Source organism: Bradyrhizobium sp. 35 (assembly GCF_023073215.1).
GTDB lineage: Bacteria > Pseudomonadota > Alphaproteobacteria > Rhizobiales > Xanthobacteraceae > Bradyrhizobium > Bradyrhizobium canariense_D.
Genome location: NZ_JADPJC010000103.1, coordinates 1 through 2,055, shown reverse-complemented (window position 1 = coordinate 2,055; position 2,055 = coordinate 1). Strand labels below are relative to the sequence as shown.

The window sequence follows — 2,055 nt, the reverse complement described above, 5'->3', positions numbered from 1 at the left end:
TCGGGATTGGCCAGCCGCGCGACGCTCTGGTAGTTGGACACACCAAGGACCAGCGCCACTCGCTTGTCGGCCTGCGCGGTCGTCGCCGCTGCCAGCATCCACAACATCGACAGCGCAAGCCGGCAGACCAACCGGCTTGAACGCAACATCGGGACTGAAGGGCTCAATCGGATCATGATGCAGGCTTCGCTCCACGCGTCAGCAATGTGGCTGCAATCGATATGAGTACTATTTCGATAGCGGTCCGCCCTCGGGTCTGTGCCATCGATCACACATCAGGCCCGGCCGTCAGGCGAGACGGTTGCCGCCGCGCAGTGTCCTGCCGGGCGACTCCCTGTTCGAAATGATAGTGGAAGGGGCATGGCATTGGGAAGCTGTCCAGCAACCTTCCGCAGATACTTGCCTCCCCGGGGCGCTTGAGCTTCTATGTCGGCATAAATCGCTTTTGCTTCGTTGGCCGCCAAGGGGTTTTCAGAATGATCCGTCCTTTCATGACAGTTGTATTGTCGATTGTAACCAGCGCCTCGTTGCTTCTTTCCGGCACTGCGAGCGCCGACAAGATGCGCCCGGGCTACAAGAGCTACGGAAACGCCCACGGCTTGAATGCCAACGCAGCTTGCCGTCGCCCGCATTTCAACATCTGCCAGGGTTGTAATGTCGTCATCCCGATGCGGGTCGCGCAAGACCGCGGTTGCGGGTTCAATTTCCAATCCCTGGGTCCGTTCGTGGGCCAGGACGTCGTCGTCTCTCCGGCGAACGGATCTTACAGCCTGGTCAACTCGACGAAGGCTGTGTACCGGCCGAATTCCGGCTTTACCGGCAGCGACCATTTCGAGAGCAGACTCTACTTCGAGGACGGCGCCGGCAAGCGCACGTTCCTGAATCTGAAAGTCAACGTCAACGTCGTTCCCAGCCTGTGAGCTGCCGAAGCACCGTGCTCTCGGCACCGGTCTCAATCACCCTCACAGCTGCCTCCGCATGAATCGGCTCCGCCGGACGGACGTGCGCGACCGCGCGGGCTCGGCTCCTGGCGCGATACCGCCTTTGGCTTCTGCGGCGGCGGATCGGGACGCCGGCGGCACGTGCTCTGGGCATCCAGCACGTCATTGCCGTCGCAGACGATCTGGACGCAACGATCGCCTTCTGCCTTTTGTCCCTTGGCGCACACCAGCGGACAGACACGATCGGGCCGGCCGCGCACCGCATCGAGCGCATCGAGGCTGGCAACTTTGACGTCGAATCTGGTGCCGGCGTTTCGGTTGAAATTGTCGAGCGCCTTTTGCGACGGCGCCGTCCAGGCACCGTCGGTGGTCCCGGGATCGCAGCCGACGCGCTTCAGATGGGCCTGGAGCAGGCGTGCAATATCCGCCGGATCCATTGCCGGCACGACAACCGACGCAGGGGCAGGCGCAGCCGGCGGAGTTAGCGCGGCGAGTGTGGCCTGTCGCTCCCGCTCGCGCTGTTCCTGTTCGCGCCTTGCGGCCTCGATCTGCTGCTGCGCGTCCAGCGCGGCCTGCTTCTTTGCCTGCTCGACCTGAAGGGCCGCATCCTCCGCCTGCCGGCGCGCCTCCGCAACCTGCCGCCGGGCATCGTCGAGCTCGCGCTTGGCCTGCTCGGCGATGCGTTGGCGCTCCTTCTCCAGATCGCGCCGGGCCTGTTCTGAGACCTGGAGCTTCGCCTGCTCGGCCTGGCGCGCAGCCTGCTCCTCGATCTGCTTCTTGACATCCTCGTTCTTCTGCCTGGCTTGCTGTTCGGCTTGCCGCCTCAGCAGGTCTGCCTTTTCACGGGCCTTCTCCGCCGCATCCAGCTTGTCGAGGGCCGCATGAGCAGACACAGCGTAGGGGCCGCTACCGTGAACGCCGAGAAACGAGGTCCACGCCTCCCTTGTGCCGATCTGCGCCGCAAATTCGTAGTCTCGCTGGGACTCCGCGTCCGGATCGACCTTTGGGGCAATCAGCGGCACCAGCGCCACGGTGTCGCCGCCGAGCGATCCGTAGACGAAGGGCTCCTGCCGCCGCCCCGTGCTCTTGAGCACCTCGTCGCGAACCCGGCCAA

Annotated in this window: 1 protein-coding gene and 1 pseudogene; one reads left to right on the top strand and one right to left on the bottom strand. The window is 64.1% G+C overall.

What is annotated here, in order from left to right:
- Positions 1-476 precede the first annotated feature (476 nt).
- A complete protein-coding gene (locus IVB36_RS20890) occupies positions 477-920 on the top strand; it encodes a hypothetical protein (RefSeq protein ID WP_204512507.1) in 444 nt (147 codons plus the stop codon).
- Positions 921-952: 32 nt separating this feature from the next.
- Here IVB36_RS20890 and IVB36_RS20885 read toward each other — a convergent pair.
- Positions 953-2,055: pseudogene (locus tag IVB36_RS20885) on the bottom strand (hypothetical protein); the annotation flags it as partial.

Excerpts from the sequence above, each read along its gene's own strand:
- IVB36_RS20890 (WP_204512507.1), top strand. The coding sequence starts at position 477 with ATGATCCGTCCTTTCATGACAGTTGTATTGTCGATTGTAACCAGCGCC.